18 protein-coding genes are annotated in these 14,405 nt (G+C 40.5%); 7 read left to right on the forward strand and 11 right to left on the reverse strand.

The window, feature by feature from the left end; translation table 11 throughout:
• The 6 genes from lepB to rpoE form a co-directional block, all read right to left on the reverse strand.
• Window positions 1-936: a signal peptidase I gene (gene lepB / locus BW139_RS00560; RefSeq protein WP_008111762.1), complete on the reverse strand. Its 936-nt coding sequence runs from the start codon at window positions 934-936 to the stop codon at window positions 1-3.
• A gap of 16 nt (window positions 937-952) precedes the next feature.
• Window positions 953-2,740: a translation elongation factor 4 gene (gene lepA, locus BW139_RS00565; RefSeq protein ID WP_008111760.1), complete on the reverse strand. Its 1,788-nt coding sequence runs from the start codon at window positions 2,738-2,740 to the stop codon at window positions 953-955.
• A 122-nt stretch (window positions 2,741-2,862) separates the two neighbouring features.
• Window positions 2,863-3,312 carry a SoxR reducing system RseC family protein gene (locus BW139_RS00570; RefSeq protein ID WP_008111758.1) on the reverse strand — a complete coding sequence of 150 codons (450 nt, stop codon included), beginning with the start codon at window positions 3,310-3,312 and terminating at the stop codon, window positions 2,863-2,865.
• Between the two features lie 10 nt (window positions 3,313-3,322).
• Window positions 3,323-4,276, reverse strand: coding sequence for a MucB/RseB C-terminal domain-containing protein (locus tag BW139_RS00575; protein ID WP_008111756.1), 954 nt, complete (start codon window positions 4,274-4,276; stop codon window positions 3,323-3,325).
• A gap of 4 nt (window positions 4,277-4,280) precedes the next feature.
• Window positions 4,281-4,895 (reverse strand): sigma-E factor negative regulatory protein, encoded by a 615-nt coding sequence (locus BW139_RS00580; protein ID WP_008111755.1) that lies wholly within the window; start codon window positions 4,893-4,895, stop codon window positions 4,281-4,283.
• 1 nt (window position 4,896) lies between these two features.
• The gene (gene rpoE, locus BW139_RS00585; protein WP_008111753.1) at window positions 4,897-5,478 is read right to left on the reverse strand and encodes an RNA polymerase sigma factor RpoE; all 582 of its coding nucleotides are present in this window, start codon (window positions 5,476-5,478) and stop codon (window positions 4,897-4,899) included.
• 244 nt (window positions 5,479-5,722) lie between these two features.
• Here rpoE and nadB point away from each other — a divergent pair, with 244 nt between their 5' ends.
• The gene (nadB, locus tag BW139_RS00590; RefSeq protein WP_008111751.1) at window positions 5,723-7,333 is read left to right on the forward strand and encodes an L-aspartate oxidase; all 1,611 of its coding nucleotides are present in this window, start codon (window positions 5,723-5,725) and stop codon (window positions 7,331-7,333) included.
• Here nadB and BW139_RS00595 read toward each other — a convergent pair.
• Together BW139_RS00595 and BW139_RS00600 are read right to left on the reverse strand one after the other, a co-directional pair.
• Window positions 7,308-7,664, reverse strand: coding sequence for a hypothetical protein (locus BW139_RS00595; RefSeq protein WP_076918462.1), 357 nt, complete (start codon window positions 7,662-7,664; stop codon window positions 7,308-7,310). The two genes, nadB and BW139_RS00595, sit on opposite strands and share 26 nt — an antisense overlap.
• A 55-nt stretch (window positions 7,665-7,719) precedes the next feature.
• On the reverse strand, window positions 7,720-7,971 hold the full coding sequence (locus tag BW139_RS00600; RefSeq protein ID WP_008466496.1) for a succinate dehydrogenase assembly factor 2: 252 nt from the start codon (window positions 7,969-7,971) through the stop codon (window positions 7,720-7,722).
• Between the two features lie 151 nt (window positions 7,972-8,122).
• On the opposite strand from BW139_RS00600, the gene BW139_RS00605 reads away from it, so the two are divergent.
• Both BW139_RS00605 and BW139_RS00610 read left to right on the forward strand, forming a co-directional pair.
• Window positions 8,123-9,034, forward strand: a complete 912-nt coding sequence (locus BW139_RS00605) for a folate-binding protein YgfZ (RefSeq protein ID WP_076918314.1) — start codon at window positions 8,123-8,125, stop codon at window positions 9,032-9,034.
• A gap of 11 nt (window positions 9,035-9,045) precedes the next feature.
• Window positions 9,046-9,531 carry a peptidylprolyl isomerase gene (locus BW139_RS00610; protein WP_076918315.1) on the forward strand — a complete coding sequence of 162 codons (486 nt, stop codon included), beginning with the start codon at window positions 9,046-9,048 and terminating at the stop codon, window positions 9,529-9,531.
• Window positions 9,532-9,572: 41 nt separating this feature from the next.
• Here the strand turns inward: BW139_RS00610 and BW139_RS00615 are convergent, their stop codons facing one another.
• The 3 genes from BW139_RS00615 to BW139_RS00625 are packed head-to-tail and all read right to left on the reverse strand — an operon-like array spanning window position 9,573 to window position 11,266.
• Window positions 9,573-10,058, reverse strand: coding sequence for a hypothetical protein (locus BW139_RS00615; RefSeq protein ID WP_008111576.1), 486 nt, complete (start codon window positions 10,056-10,058; stop codon window positions 9,573-9,575).
• Between the two features lie 28 nt (window positions 10,059-10,086).
• Complete coding sequence (locus tag BW139_RS00620; protein WP_076918463.1) at window positions 10,087-10,899, reverse strand: DUF481 domain-containing protein; 813 nt, start codon at window positions 10,897-10,899, stop codon at window positions 10,087-10,089.
• 46 nt (window positions 10,900-10,945) lie between these two features.
• Window positions 10,946-11,266, reverse strand: coding sequence for an HI1450 family dsDNA-mimic protein (locus BW139_RS00625; protein WP_013465646.1), 321 nt, complete (start codon window positions 11,264-11,266; stop codon window positions 10,946-10,948).
• A gap of 286 nt (window positions 11,267-11,552) precedes the next feature.
• Here BW139_RS00625 and BW139_RS00630 point away from each other — a divergent pair, with 286 nt between their 5' ends.
• The 4 genes from BW139_RS00630 to BW139_RS00645 all read left to right on the forward strand — a co-directional run bounded on the left by BW139_RS00630 (window position 11,553) and on the right by BW139_RS00645 (window position 14,370).
• Window positions 11,553-12,344 (forward strand): crotonase/enoyl-CoA hydratase family protein, encoded by a 792-nt coding sequence (locus tag BW139_RS00630; protein ID WP_076918316.1) that lies wholly within the window; start codon window positions 11,553-11,555, stop codon window positions 12,342-12,344.
• An 83-nt stretch (window positions 12,345-12,427) separates the two neighbouring features.
• Window positions 12,428-12,781, forward strand: a complete 354-nt coding sequence (locus BW139_RS00635; RefSeq protein ID WP_076918317.1) for a CidA/LrgA family protein — start codon at window positions 12,428-12,430, stop codon at window positions 12,779-12,781.
• Complete coding sequence (locus BW139_RS00640; RefSeq protein WP_008111565.1) at window positions 12,774-13,505, forward strand: LrgB family protein; 732 nt, start codon at window positions 12,774-12,776, stop codon at window positions 13,503-13,505. Before BW139_RS00635 ends, BW139_RS00640 begins: the two co-directional genes overlap by 8 nt.
• Before the next feature lie 37 nt (window positions 13,506-13,542).
• Complete coding sequence (locus BW139_RS00645; protein ID WP_076918318.1) at window positions 13,543-14,370, forward strand: mechanosensitive ion channel family protein; 828 nt, start codon at window positions 13,543-13,545, stop codon at window positions 14,368-14,370.
• The last annotated feature ends 35 nt before the right edge of the window (window positions 14,371-14,405 follow it).

Here is a 14,405-nt window from a genome sequence, read left to right on the forward strand (position 1 = left end):
TTACTGAATATTACCTAGGCGTTCAAAACGAACACCAGTTGGAACCCATCCTGGTAAAATGTCATCTGGGCCATTATCAAATTCAAAACTCATCCATATAAAGACAGCTTTACCCACCAAGTTTTCTTTTGGTACAAAGCCCCAAAAGCGACTATCTTGGCTGTTATCGCGATTGTCACCCATCATAAAGTAATGATCAGCAGGCACCACCCATTCATCCGCAGGAGTGCCCAATTGCTGGTAGTAACGCCCTTTTCGTTCAGGCGATTTTGGGTTAATTAAAATATCATGGCTAGACGTAGTTAAATCTTCATTTAAACGCGCTAAAGCCATTGGGCCTTGCATAAATTCATCATCATTAATTAATTTAAAATCAATTTTATTGAATTCGTTGCAAAGAAACGCGCCTTTTTGAACTTCGCCTTCTTCACATTTTGGTTGAATATATAAACGCTTATCGCGGTAAACAATTTTATCGCCAGGTAAGCCTATAGCACGTTTAATATAATCAACTCTTTCATCTAATGGGTATTTAAAAACAACAATATCGCCACGCTCTGGTTCGCTCACATCCACTAACTGGCTGCGCCATACTGGGTCTTTAATTCCATAAGAATACTTTTGCACTAAAATAAAATCGCCTACTAATAAGGTTGGCATCATTGAACCCGATGGGATCTGAAACGGCTCAAAAATAAACGATCTAAAAATAGTGATAGCAGCAATCATCGGAAAAATCGACTTTGCTGTTTCAGTAATGACTGGCTCAGGCGCAATCAATGCTGCTGTTTCTTCATCAAGTTGGCCACCGGCAGAAGTTTGTGCAATTGCCAAACGCTCCTGCCTTTTAGGGGCAAACATTAAGTGATCTATTAACCATATTAGGCCTGAGCCTAAGGTTAATAACACCAATAAAACTGAAAAGTAGCCAGCCATTTATTATCCTTTATTTTTATTTACCAACTTTTAAAATGGCTAAGAACGCTTCTTGAGGCACTTCAACGTTACCAAGTTGCTTCATTCGCTTTTTACCATCTTTTTGTTTTTGAAGTAATTTTTTCTTACGACTCACGTCACCACCGTAACACTTCGCGATTACGTTTTTACGTAGTTGCTTTACAGTTGTACGGGCGATTACATGCTGACCAATTGCTGCCTGAATCGCAATATCAAACATTTGACGCGGTATAAGCTCTTTTAACGCATCAGCAAGCTGACGACCACGAGACTGCGCGCTTTCGCGGTGTACAATAATAGCTAGAGCATCGACACGCTCGCCATTAATAAGTATATCTACACGTACCATGTCTGAGGTTTGGAAGTGCTTAAAGTTATAATCAAGCGACGCAAAACCACGACTGGTTGATTTTAACTTATCAAAGAAATCCATTACCACTTCAGCCATTGGCAGTTCATACGTTACTGCAACTTGCTTACCGTGATAGCTCATTTTAGTTTGCATACCGCGCTTATCAACACATAACGTGATTACGCTTCCCAAGTACTCTTGTGGTACTAAAATATTTGCTTCTACTACTGGCTCACGTATTTCTAAAATATCGTTTACGGCTGGTAGGTCAGACGGGTTATCTATTTGTGTAGTGCCCTCTTTAGTCACTACCTCATAAATAACCGTTGGTGCTGTGGTGATTAAATCAATGTCGTATTCACGCTCTAAACGCTCTTGAATAATTTCCATGTGCAGCATACCTAAGAAGCCACAGCGGAAACCAAACCCTAATGCGGTTGAGTTTTCTGGTTCAAAGAATAACGACGCATCGTTTAAGCTTAGTTTGTTAAGTGCATCGCGGAACGACTCGTAATCATCTGACGCAATTGGGAACATACCCGCGTAGACTTGTGGTTTAATTTTCTGAAAACCAGGTAAGCGCAGTGGGGCCGCATTTTTTTGATGAGTAATAGTATCGCCTACTGGTGCACCGTGTATTTCTTTAATACCGGCAATAACAAACCCTACTTCACCTGTGCGTAAAACACCGGTGTTAGTTTGTTTAGGCGTAAAAATACCCACATGATCTGCGGTATGTACGTTCTCGTTTGACATGATTTTAATTTTGTCACCCGCGCGAAGTTCGCCATGTTTGATACGCACTAGCGATACAACGCCTTGGTATGGGTCAAACCAAGAATCGATAATTAGCGCTTGTAATGGTGCGTCTTTATCACCAACTGGTGGCGGTACATCTTTAACGATCATTTCAAGTACTTCAGCAATACCCACACCTGTTTTGGCGCTACATTGCACGGCATCAAGGGCATCAATACCAATAATGTCTTCAATTTCTTCGGCTACACGTAATGGGTCGGCTTGCGGTAAATCAATTTTATTCAGAACCGGTATAACTTCTAAGTCCATTTCAATGGCGGTGTAACAGTTGGCTAATGTTTGTGCTTCAACACCTTGGCCGGCATCAACAACCAATAATGCGCCTTCACACGCTGCTAGTGAGCGTGATACTTCATAAGTAAAGTCAACGTGCCCAGGAGTGTCGATAAAGTTGAGCTGGTACGTTTCACCATCGTTTGCTTTGTAGTTTAACGTTACACTTTGCGCCTTAATGGTAATGCCACGTTCACGTTCAATATCCATTGAATCTAGAACCTGCTTCTGCATTTCACGGTCGGTTAAACCACCACAAACTTGGATCAAACGGTCAGAAAGGGTCGATTTACCATGGTCAATGTGGGCGATGATCGAAAAATTACGGATATGCTTCATAAACTGGATTCTAAACTTCTATTTTAAAGGACTAAGGTCGCATGCCTAAATAACTTGAAAATACTTGCTGTGCATTTTCAAGTTACTGTGGCATAAAAACGCAATTTTACATTTAATTGGCGTCAATCACCATCTATTTGAGTTAAAGGGAGACTAATTGGATGAATTTTTATCACTTTAATCTCATGTCTAAGTGATTTTACCCATGTTTTAGCAATTAAAAAGCCGGTGATGCCACCCAATATCGCTGCTAAAATTTGCCAGCCTTCGGCCAATAATATTAATTCACTGGTTATTAAGGCGAAGATTAAACTCAAAAACAAGGGCAACATGTAAACGGCAAAGGCATGTTTTACAACATGGCTGTCATCCAGTGACAGGGTCACTTTTTGCCCCACCTCTAATTGCGTTTCAAATTTATAGGGCAAGGTTTTTTTGGCGGTACCAAATAACTTGCTAAACACCTGTGAGCCACAACGTCCATTACAGCCTTCACAGGCTTGTTTTTGTTGGGCTTCTAAATGCGCAACGTGGCCACTAAGGGCCACGACGGTTAACGTTTGTTCTATCATAATTTAGTTTCTATAATGCCCGTGATACCGACTCTGCAATCGCTTTAGCACTCGTTGTTGGGATATTCCCCACCACAGACACATCAAAATTTCCGCCGTTGTGTACATATATAGTGGTTGCACCCGAGGTCAGTGCTCCGCTTAAACGCTTGCCTGGTAGTGGTCGTTGTACAAATACTGATACCTCAACGAATCCATCAGAAAATAAATAGTAGTCTGTTAATTCATTGTTTAAGTCGAGCTTATGTCTATCTGACTTGAGTAGTTCAAACCCTTCAGGTAGCCAACCAATAGTCCAATTCATGGCATTTGCTTTGCTTTGTTCAGCAATTGAATTAGCGGGTAATGGGGTTGGAAAATTACGATTAAGTACTTCTAATAATAAGCTTGCCGGTTGCTCAGTTACACTGATATGGGTAAGTTGTAATTGCTCAAGTGCTTCGCCTTGATGATTAACATAAGCGGCTTTTAATAATAACGAAGACTCAGTATCAATCCAAATCCAATAGTTATATTTGTCATCGTTTTTAGATTCAATTCGAACCAGCTGAGCAGGACGCCCCGCAATACGGCCTTTACCACCAAGCACAAAATCATAATGCGCACTTAGGCGATTAATATCTTTAAATAAAACTTCTGGGATGGGACCTGCAATTGAGTCGGTTGTTAACGAGTAAGGTTCTGATTGTGGCTCAAAGTAGGTAACTTGGTCGTCAATACGGATCATTTCAAGGCCAGCGCCATTGAGCAAACTTAAATGCTCAAGCTCTATATCACCTTGTTTAGCATGCACCCAGCGGTAGGGCTCCATACTTTTACCTTTAACAACAACAAAAGAGGCGTCGAAATTACGAGTGTGAACTGCACTGGCCATTTCAAGCAGTAAATCTTTAGCGGGGTTTGTGTCATTGGCAAAAGTGTTAAAACTTAACACCAATGACATAATAAAAGTGATTACTTTCATCTAATTAGTTTTTTTCCTCTGGGGATGTTTCATCTGTTTTAGCTGTTTTTAACGAATGAGCAACACGCGCTTGACGCTGATGTTCAAGTACTAATGCGCCAATGCGTTGCTGTTGAAGCTCGCGCAAGCCTTGCTCTGCGTTATCAAGTGCTGGTGCTGATGAGTAGCTTACTGGCGACGCCATGCCGGTTAACGGCGTGGTTTGCAGTAAAGGAATTTCATTTTGTGGAGCATCTTCACCTTGCGGTAAGGTGTTCACGCCAACAATAGTAAACATTGCTACACTTGCTGCAATTGCCAATTGGGCAACCGGTTTACGCCAATTAAACGCCACTACTTTGTTGTCTGTTTCGGTGCTTGAAGGGGTTGCCACACTGTCAGACTGGCTAAAGTCTGCATAAACGGGCTCACTCTCAAGTGCTAACGAAATGCGATCGCTAATATCAAAGTCCATATTATTGTTATTTTCTTTAGCTCGCATTGCATCACCGATTAACGCGTAACGGCCAAACGTAGCAACATCATCTGATGCAATAGCGGCATCATTTAAAGTTTGCTCACCGTCAAGTAATGCTGATAACGATTCGTTATCTAAGCGGTTAACGTGTGCTTTTGTCATACTAAGACTCGCCTATCAATGGGTTTAATTTATTATCAATTGCTTCACGGGCACGAAAAATACGCGAACGTACCGTCCCGACTGGGCAATCCATCACCACGGCTATTTCTTCATAGCTCATACCCTCAATTTCTCTAAGAGTAATCGCGGTTTTAAGATCTTCAGGCAAACTATCAATCGTATTAAAAATAACAGCGCGTACTTCTTCGCTTAATAGTAAATTTTCAGGTGACGCGTTAGAACGCATTGAATCTGCACCTTCATAAAACTCGGCATCCTCAGCATCTATATCATTTGCTGGCGGTTTACGCCCTTGAGCCACTAAATAATTTTTAGCACAATTAACGGCGATACGGTAAAGCCAAGTATAAAAAGCACTGTCACCACGAAAGTTTGGAAGGGCACGGTACGCTTTAATAAACGCTTCTTGTGCTACATCAGCAATGTCACCTTGATTTGATACATAACGTGAGATCAAACCGGCAATCTTGTTCTGATACTTCTTAACTAATAGGTTAAAGGCGTTTTTATCTCCCTGCTGAACCCTTTTCACTAACGCTAAATCTAATTCCTGCTCGCTCATTCGAGCCGGTACTCCTCTGATTGATTCTTGCTTATTATTCATAGTGTCGCCATTGTTCACACCTACTCTGACCCTTAGATGAATAAAAAGTTCTGACTCATATTGTTTTTTTATAAAATAGCTACAAATTACGCGTTTATACGCTAAAACCACTTAGTAGTAGTTCAACAAATATGGTACAACTATAAGTATTAAAAATAAATATTGCTCTATCTGAGCATTGTAACCGCAAAGTACCTCACAGATGAACCAAAATAAACATCACATTACCGATGTCGCTATTATTGGTAGCGGCGCAGCAGGCTTATCACTTGCTTTATCTTTGGCTAATTACTGTAACGTTACCGTGATCAGTAAAGGTGAATTAACCGAAGGTTCTACTCTTTATGCCCAAGGCGGAATTGCCGCTGTTTTTGATAAAAAAAATGACAGTATAGAATCTCACGTTGAAGATACTTTAGATGCCGGTGGCGGTTTGTGTGACAGAGAAGCTGTTCATTATACTGCCAGCAATGCCCATGACTGCCTACAATGGTTGATTGACCAAGGCGTGCCTTTTGATATGGAATTTGATAGTAAAGGTAAAGAGCGTTTTCATTTAACCCGCGAAGGGGGTCACAGCCACCGACGCATTTTGCATGCTGCCGATGCCACTGGCAAAGCAGTGCAAACAACGTTAATTAGCCAAGTTCAAGCACATAGCAATATCACCTTGTTAGAGCATTACAATGCGATTGATTTAATTACTGATAAAAATATCGGTAAAACGGGGTCACATGTTCACGGTATGCATGTGTGGAATAAAAAAGCCAAAAAAGTAGAAACTATTGGCGCAAAATTTGTTGCCCTTGCAACGGGTGGTGCAAGTAAAGTGTACCTTTACACCTCTAACCCTGATGTTTCTAGTGGTGATGGCATTGCAATGGCGTGGCGTGCAGGGTGTCGCGTTGCTAACATGGAATTTAATCAATTTCATCCAACCAGTCTTTATCATCCAGAATTACAAAACTTTTTAATTACCGAAGCAATGCGTGGTGAAGGTGCGTATTTAAAACGCCCTGATGGCACTCGCTTTATGAAAGAGTTTGATGAACGAGAAGAACTCGCTCCGCGCGATATTGTAGCGCGCGCTATCGACTTTGAAATGAAACGCCTTGGCGCAAATTGCTTATATTTAGATATTAGCCATAAAGACAAAGATTTTATTATTGAACACTTCCCTACTATCTACGCTAAATGCTTGAGTGTAGGGCTTGATATTACCAAAGAGGCAATCCCTGTCGTTCCCGCAGCACATTACACCTGTGGTGGCGTAATGACCGACTTTAACGGCAAAGCGGATTTAGCAAATTTATACGCTGTAGGTGAAGTGGCTTATACCGGCCTGCATGGTGCTAACCGCATGGCGAGTAACTCGTTATTAGAGTGCATTGTGTTTGCCCATGCAGCAGCAAAAGATATTTTGAGTAAAATAGAGACCGCACCCGCGCTGGTTGATTTACCTAGTTGGGACGAAAGTCGTGTATCTAATTCAGATGAAGAAATTGTCATCACTCACAACTGGCATGAGCTACGATTGTTTATGTGGGATTATGTGGGGATTGTACGCTCAACTAAACGCCTTGAACGTGCGCTGCATCGTGTTGAGTTACTACAGCAAGAAATCCACGATTATTACGCAAACTTTAGAGTAAGCAATAACTTACTTGAATTACGTAATTTGGTGCAAGTTGCCGAGCTTATAATTAGAAGTGCAATGGAACGTAAAGAAAGTCGTGGACTACACTTTACCATTGATTATCCAGAGCAAAATGAGAACCCAACACCCACTATTTTGACCCCTCCGCGTAATTAATTGCTTTAAGCGTTGCCCGTTTTAAACGCGCATAGCTTTGTTCATCAACACTATTGGCTGAAATAATCAGCCAATAGTTTTTACTAAAACCATTAATATACAACCACACACTCTGACCAAGTAACCGACTTTGTTTACTAATTACACCTTGAATTTGCCTGCCAGAGCCTTCAAAGCGAAATTGATTCGGCTCTAAAAGTATAATGCCCTGCTGTGGCTGAGCTGCAACGATTTTTCGCCAAACGATAATGCCAGCAAGGATATTAAGTGCAATACAAAAAAGAGTTGCCGCCACCAAGTCCATAAATAGGCACAACACTAAAGTCAGCACACAAAAAAAGACCACAATCGGTTTGTGGTCTGTTTTATTATTTGTAACAGTAAATCTATACACGAACTCGGTCTAAAATTAGCTGAACCATGCTATTTAGCTCAGCGTCTTTACATTTTTCATGGCCCATAAACCAAGCGAATAAATCTGGGTCTTCTTGCGTTAATAGACGCTGAAAAGCCGCCTGCTGTTTAGCATCTAACGAGTCATAAGCTTCTTCAACAAACGGCATAAACAAAACATCTAGCTCTAACATGCCACGGCGACAAGCCCAACGGATACGTGCTTTACTATGTATTTCAACCATTTTAAACCTCATATTTAATTAACTCGAGTTTACCAAATACCCATTAATTTAACAGCACTAAGTTATAAAAAACATCGTCCGTTAGTCGCTGTACCATACGCTTTAACTACGTTATTATGTGCACTCATTTGTTATTGCAAAGAAGGTGTTTATGTCTCTGGTTTATGCATGTCCTTTATCACATCAGGTTATTAGCCTCTCAGGCGCAGATAAATTATCGTACCTACACGGACAAATCACTCAAGATCTAAATAAACTTAACAACAGCAACTTTTTGTGGGCCGGTCACTGTAGTGCAAAAGGTAAGTTATGGGGTGTATTTAAGCTATTTTCTTATCAGCAAAATTACTATTTAACAGGCTCAAGTGCTGAAGTAGAACGCTCTCTTGCTGAATTAAAAAAATATGCTGTATTTGCAAAAGTTGAAATTAATAAAGCATCAGAGCGATTAATTGGTCTACTTGGCGATGACTTAACAGACTTACTCACACAATTGGATATTCACTTTAGCGATGACGCCACAGCCTGCGACTTCGCCCATGGCAAAGCACTGAAACTGGCACCAAACCGCGTTTTACTAATGGTTGACAGCCAATTTTGCCTACCTGATGACGTGTCAACTCTCGACAACGACGCCCTATGGCAACAAGCGTCTATACTCGCTGGTGAACCGCAATTAAGTGTTGATGCAATTGATGAATACGTACCGCAAATGGTTAACCTGCAAGCCATTAACGGCATTAGCTTTAAAAAGGGTTGCTACACAGGCCAAGAAACTGTCGCACGTATGAAATACCTAGGCAAAAACAAACGCGCCATGTATATCGTTTCAGGACAAAGCGAAGGACGACTTGATGAGCCTGATATTGAAACCCAATTAGGTGAAAACTGGCGCCGTGCAGGTAAACTTATTGCGCAAAGCTATAATGAACAAACACAGACTTTAACTGGTTTGGTCGTGTTGCCAAACGATACTGATATCGATCAGACTCTTCGTGCAAAACACACCCCTTCGGTAGAGCTAAACATTCTGCCTCTACCTTACTCTCTTGAAGATGAATAATAGGAATGACTATGATCGTTGCAGCAAATAAAGTGGTAAAAATGCATTACTCTGTTTTAGATAATGAAGGAAATACCATTGATAACTCATTTGGCGGTGAGCCATTAATTTTTATCGTTGGTACAGGCTACCTGATCTCAGGGCTTGAAAATGCGCTGCAAGGCAAGCAAGCTGGCGATACACTAAGTGTAAAAGTAGAACCAGAAGAAGGTTACGGTGAGCGTCATGATCACTTAATGCAAGCCGTACCAAAATCAATGTTTGAAGGTATGGAAATTGAAGTGGGCATGCAATTTCGTGCAACCACAGATGACGGCGACCAATCAGTAATGATCATCGATATTCAAGACGAAGAAGTGATTGTTGATGGTAACAACCCACTTGCCGGCATTACGCTTAACTTTGATGTAGAAATTTTAGAAGTACGCGATGCAACAGCCGAAGAGCTTGAGCATGGCCACGTACATGGCGAAGGCGGTTGTGGTCACGAGCACTAAGCCCTAATGCAGTAATAAAAAAAGCGCCTCAGGCGCTTTTTTTACAGCATATTATTATGCGTACGTAATTTAACTTGAGGCTCTGCTGCTGGTACTTCGCCAGGAGTTATTTTATCTTCAAGCGCAGCAACTAACCCCTCTTGGTCATTCGTGCCTAAGCGATACTGAGTGCCATCTTTAAGCGTTAATTGCACCGCACTAAAGCCTGATACCGAATAAATCCAACCATCATGTGTAATGCGAATACCAATACCATGACGGTATGAGTTTTGTACTGCCTTTACATCCACTATGTCTTCTAATGCTAATTTTTGGCCGGCAACACCTGGACCAAATGCCCAGCTAATATGAGTTTCGTCAACTTTAATAGTTAAACCGTGGAACAAAAAACCCACCAGCACTAAAATACCCGCAAATACGATTAATGGGGCATCGGCACCGATTAAGTTCCATGCAAGCGCAACAAAACCACTGATCCACGCTAATACTACAAATATAAATACCGCATACTGCTTATGCTGATACATAACACTCTCAATTAAAAAGTTAAAAAAATTAAAAACTGTACACTAAGGTTGCACTGAGCTCTGAATCGTATTTAAGCTTATCTTCCTCAGGCTTAGAATTATAACGGTACATATACGCAAATTTAAGCGATACCGCGCCAACCACTTGGCTAATTAATGCCGTTTCTGACTTTAACCGTGAATTAAGCCCAGACAATGACTGCTCTATACTAATATCCTGATTAAATCGGGTGCGCTCAGATACCAACCGTTCCCACTGCATTGCAATACGAAGTAAATAGCCCATTTTGTCTTTGTCGTCTTCAAGTGCTGTTGACTCATCATCAGCAACTGAGCGGTATAAACCTGGGCCAATATCTATATCTACTTTATTTTTAACCCCTTGATAAACACGTGCACCATAACCAGTTGCTACCGTGCTTTTAAAATCAAGGCCACTAAATTCATCTTCCTCGTAATCCCCATAAATAAAGAACGACGAGTTTTTAACCCCTACTTTATAGTTGCCTTGTGCAGATACAAACACGCGATTAGCAGTCACATCAGACTCACCTGTTTCTTCATTTTCGTCACGTTTGTAGAGGGAGTCTATTTTGAATTGATTTCGCCAGTTTTCAAAATCTTGATAAAGATTCCCTTTAAGCTTAAAACTGGTGGAGTTGGTATTGCCTTTACTTAAAATAAAACCAAATTCGGTATCACCATACAGTACTTCGCCTTTGTGTAACTCATGAATCTCTTCATCTGAAAGCTGACCATACTGATGAAAATCTTCAAAAGGATCAACAGCCCAGCTAAAGCAGCTAAATAATAAAAGCAGTAATACAAAGGAGTTTCGCAAAATACGTTCTCTTGCAAATGGCAATAACAAAAAAGCGGAGAAATGGTTATTCACTTTCTTTCCACAAAATATGACAAAAAGGTGCATCTTTATCACGGCTAATTAAAATTTTCGCAAATAATACGTCTTCATTATCAAACTCAAGGCCTACTAATACTTGAATAAAATGCTCAGGTTCAATTTCTAAGGCAACAAAGTCTTGCCACTGTTCATCAGGCTCATCTTCTTCAATAAAGCCTAGCTCTTCACGGTGCAGGTTAAATTCTTCAACATCTTTATCGCTTAAATTATTGGGAGCCAGCTCTAAAAAAATATCATAAGCTTGATGAGTTGCTTCTTCTACCGTAAATAAACGTGGACCTGACATGAATGGTTAACCTCTGAGCTTTTAAGTGGGTATCATAATATCAAAAGTTGTTGGGGTTTTGATAAAAAAAACACGTTAAATACTGACTTTTTTATTTATTCCTAATACTTATAGATAGATTAACGATTAGTTAGCATAAGGCGTTACCCTTAAAAATTAAGTTAATCGTTAAAGATAACAGACCCCATTTGCTTTAAAAAATTCAGTTTGTTTTTATTCATCTTCATCCACTTTACTTAACATCAATAAAAACATAAGCTCAAGCAACAGGTCAGAGGAGTGCACAATGATAAAATTAGAAAAAAAACAGGGTATCGCTACAGTTACATTGCATCGCGAAGAAAAACAAAATGCCTTAAGCTTTGCTATGTTTGTTGAGCTTAATAAAGTGATTAAAAATATAAAAAAAGACGCCAGTATTCGTGCGGTTGTATTAACCGGTGAGGGTGAACACTTTTGTGCAGGACTCGATATCAATGCGGTTATGGCCTCACCATTCAACATTATAAAGCTCCTATTTAAATGGCTGCCTGGTAATCAAAACCTAGCACAAAAAGTAGTCTTAGGTTGGCAATCATTGAGTGTGCCTGTAATTGCTAAAATTAACGGAAATTGCCTCGGTGGTGGGCTACAAATAGCGCTCGGGGCTGATTACCGGATTGTTCATCACGATGCCAAACTCGCCATTATGGAAGCGCGCTGGGGGTTATGTCCCGACATGGGCGCTAATGTTATGCTTGCAGGCCTAGTAAAACGCGACCAAGCACTTTGGCTAGCAAGCCATGCTGACCCCATTAGTGCTCAACACGCTTTTGAACTCGGTTTAGTAACAAAAACAACCGACGATACAGATAAAGCAACGAAAGAAATGCTTGATACATTACAAGCACGTTCACCTGACACATTAGCGGCAATAAAGCGAGTAACTCAACAAAGCTATAAAGCCCCAGCTCGAAAAATACTCGCCAAAGAAACATGGAGCCAAATTCGCTTATTAATCAACCCCAATACTAAAAAAGCCATTGCTAAAGCAAAAGGTAAAACTGATATTGAGTTTGCAAACGCCAAGCGCTGGTAACATTGATGGTAATACTAAGGCACAATGCACAAAACAGCGTTATTTGTTAAAGTGATAATCCTCTATTGTATTGAGTCGTCGTCATGAAATACTTTTTAAGTAGCGCTATCATTTTGCTTTGCTTGGCAGCGGGCAAACTTATTATGCACTTTATTGATGCCAGTTTTCCTGCGCCACTATTAGCAATGGTTATTTTACTGGTACTGCTTTTATCAGGCATTGTTAAAGAGCAACAACTTACCCCATGTGCCTCGCCTATTTTAAATGTAATGCCTATTTTCTTTATTCCTGCAGGCGTTGGCTTTATTGAACACTTGGGACTTATAAAAACCCATTGGCCATTTTTAACCACCGTGATGATTATAGTGCCCTTGAGTAGCTTAATTTTAGTAGCCAGTATCGTTGGTCACTTTAAAGGCACTGAAAACAATGAATGAGCAAATCAGTGCAATAACGCCAAGTCTTTGGTGGTTAACTATCCCTTTTATAATCGCTCTTTTTTTAGGGCTAAAAATGCTCAATGTGAGAGTGAGTCACAGCATATTAAAATCCCTCACAAACCCCGTATTTTTAAGTATTGCAATAATTGCCTTATTATTAGTTAATCTAGATTTGCCTTATGCGAAATTTTCCTCTCATAGCCAATTACTTAGTTGGTTACTCGAGCCTGCAATCGTTGCGTTAGCCCTGCCCTTATATCAGCAGTTTATGCATATTCGAAAAAACTTTTTACTCATTTTTGTCACTTGCAGTATTGGTATTGTTAATGCCACATTGGTGGCTTTTGTATTAAGTATTTTATTTGCTGCCCCCTCGCAACTCAGCGCCTCAGTTGCCGCACTCAGCGTTACGACACCTATTGCATTACTTGTCACCGATTCACTTGGGGGGATCAGCTCGTTGGCTGCTGCCATGGTTATTTTTATTGGTTTACTTGGGGCTTTGTTTGGCTTTTTATTACTAAAACTAATTAAAATATTTAACTTTGAGGCACAAGGCATTGCAATGGGAACGGCTTGTCACGCTATAGGTACAGCCGCTGCAATTGCCGAGCACCCAAAAATAGGGGCGTTTTCATCAGTGGCTATGGCATTGAGTGCGTTATTAACTGCGGTGATAGTACCACTATTATATCCATTTTTAGTGAGCACTTTGTTATAGTAAGTTGATAACAATCTAACTAAAACTAGAGCCCACCATGATCAGTTCCGAAATTCAGCAATTTGAAAAATACTACGCCCTACTTACCGAGTATTTAGTCACCTATAGTATGCAAATAGTCGGCGCTATTTTTATACTATTGGTTGGCCTGTGGGTGGCGAAAAAGCTCGCCGAAGGTGTTGCCAATTTAATGACGCGGCATAACGTCGATATTACCTTAACCAACTTTGTCAGTAATGTAGTGAAAGTACTGCTAATCATTATGGTGATCATTATTGCGCTGGGTAAAATTGGTATTAGTGTGACCCCATTTGTTGCTGCAATAGGTGCAGCCTCATTGGGTGCAGGCTTAGCGTTACAAGGCATGCTTTCTAATTATGGCGCGGGGCTTGCTATTATTGCTACACGGCCATTTGTGGTCGGCGATACCATAGAAGTAAAAGGTGTTAGCGGCCAAGTAAAAGTAATTGAGCTGGGGCACACCGTATTAATTAATGAAGAAAAAGTAGAAATAACCATTCCCAACAAACATATTGTTGGCGAAATTCTGCATAACTCATTTAGCTACTCTTTAGTAAAAGGTGAAATAGATATTGCCTACAGTGCCTGCAGTGATACAGCAATCAACCTAATTGAAAACGTGCTCATACAGCATGAACTCGTCGCTAAAAAACCCAATGCACAAATTGGCATAGAGCGCTTTGCTGATAGCGGCGTTACTATTAGCTATCGCTATTGGGTACCCACCACTAAAATTATTGAAACTAAGCTTGCTATTAATGGCAGCGTGTATAAAGCAATTAACGATGCCAATATTGAAATTCCGTTTCCACAACGCATTATTACACTTAATAAAAATAACTAGCACTTCTCATGTGATTAACGCAAAAAGTTAAGTGC

It is taken from the genome of Pseudoalteromonas sp. SK18 (genome assembly GCF_001974855.1).
Taxonomy (GTDB): Bacteria; Pseudomonadota; Gammaproteobacteria; order Enterobacterales; family Alteromonadaceae; genus Pseudoalteromonas.

What these genes read in the sequence shown, in the direction of transcription:
- BW139_RS00630 (WP_076918316.1), top strand. Translation starts at nt 11,553, where the DNA reads ATGATAAAATTAGAAAAAAAACAGGGTATCGCTACAGTTACATTGCAT.
- BW139_RS00615 (WP_008111576.1), bottom strand. Translation starts at nt 10,058, where the DNA reads ATGTATCAGCATAAGCAGTATGCGGTATTTATATTTGTAGTATTAGCG.
- lepA (WP_008111760.1), bottom strand. Translation starts at nt 2,740, where the DNA reads ATGAAGCATATCCGTAATTTTTCGATCATCGCCCACATTGACCATGGT.
- nadB (WP_008111751.1), top strand. Translation starts at nt 5,723, where the DNA reads ATGAACCAAAATAAACATCACATTACCGATGTCGCTATTATTGGTAGC.
- BW139_RS00580 (WP_008111755.1), bottom strand. Translation starts at nt 4,895, where the DNA reads ATGACAAAAGCACACGTTAACCGCTTAGATAACGAATCGTTATCAGCA.
- rpoE (WP_008111753.1), bottom strand. Translation starts at nt 5,478, where the DNA reads ATGAGCGAGCAGGAATTAGATTTAGCGTTAGTGAAAAGGGTTCAGCAG.
- BW139_RS00625 (WP_013465646.1), bottom strand. Translation starts at nt 11,266, where the DNA reads ATGTCAGGTCCACGTTTATTTACGGTAGAAGAAGCAACTCATCAAGCT.
- BW139_RS00635 (WP_076918317.1), top strand. Translation starts at nt 12,428, where the DNA reads ATGAAATACTTTTTAAGTAGCGCTATCATTTTGCTTTGCTTGGCAGCG.
- lepB (WP_008111762.1), bottom strand. Translation starts at nt 936, where the DNA reads ATGGCTGGCTACTTTTCAGTTTTATTGGTGTTATTAACCTTAGGCTCA.
- BW139_RS00640 (WP_008111565.1), top strand. Translation starts at nt 12,774, where the DNA reads ATGAATGAGCAAATCAGTGCAATAACGCCAAGTCTTTGGTGGTTAACT.
- BW139_RS00575 (WP_008111756.1), bottom strand. Translation starts at nt 4,276, where the DNA reads ATGAAAGTAATCACTTTTATTATGTCATTGGTGTTAAGTTTTAACACT.
- BW139_RS00645 (WP_076918318.1), top strand. Translation starts at nt 13,543, where the DNA reads ATGATCAGTTCCGAAATTCAGCAATTTGAAAAATACTACGCCCTACTT.
- BW139_RS00610 (WP_076918315.1), top strand. Translation starts at nt 9,046, where the DNA reads ATGATCGTTGCAGCAAATAAAGTGGTAAAAATGCATTACTCTGTTTTA.
- BW139_RS00570 (WP_008111758.1), bottom strand. Translation starts at nt 3,312, where the DNA reads ATGATAGAACAAACGTTAACCGTCGTGGCCCTTAGTGGCCACGTTGCG.
- BW139_RS00605 (WP_076918314.1), top strand. Translation starts at nt 8,123, where the DNA reads ATGTCTCTGGTTTATGCATGTCCTTTATCACATCAGGTTATTAGCCTC.
- BW139_RS00600 (WP_008466496.1), bottom strand. Translation starts at nt 7,971, where the DNA reads ATGGTTGAAATACATAGTAAAGCACGTATCCGTTGGGCTTGTCGCCGT.